General features: G+C 38.0%; 1 protein-coding gene. It reads right to left on the reverse strand.

The genetic code is table 11. From position 1 onward, the window contains the following. Nucleotides 1-471 (reverse strand): TonB-dependent receptor plug domain-containing protein (locus AB674_RS21715; RefSeq protein ID WP_047779383.1); only part of this gene is annotated, 471 nt, incomplete at both ends.

Below are 471 nucleotides of genomic sequence, written 5' to 3' on the forward strand. Positions count from 1 at the left end.
TTCTTTTTTAAGATAATATTCATTACCCCTGCAATCGCATCAGAACCATATTGAGCTGATGCACCATCACGAAGGATTTCGACTCTTTCGATAGCGTCTGTAGGAATTGCAGAAATATCTGCACCTGTTTCACCTCGTCCCGGAGAAGTTTGTACGTAAAGTAAAGAACTTAAATTTTTACGTTTTCCGTTGATAAGGATTAAAGTCCTGCTTGGTCCCATATTTCTAATTTCATAAGGGTCAAGCAATGATGTAGCATCATTTACAGGTGTTTGAACCGTATTAAAAGAAGGAATCTTGTACTGTAACGCTTTGTCAAAAGTAGCTTGTCCAGTTGATGCTAAGTCTTTAGAGGATATTACATCGATAGGAAGTGCAGTCGTGGTGTTACTTCTAGGTGCTGTTCTTGTACCAGTAACCACAACTTCTTGAAGATTTTGACCACCTTCTTCTGATAATGCTACATTTATT

Source organism: Flavobacterium sp. ABG, from assembly GCF_001027725.1.
GTDB lineage: Bacteria > Bacteroidota > Bacteroidia > Flavobacteriales > Flavobacteriaceae > Flavobacterium > Flavobacterium cupriresistens.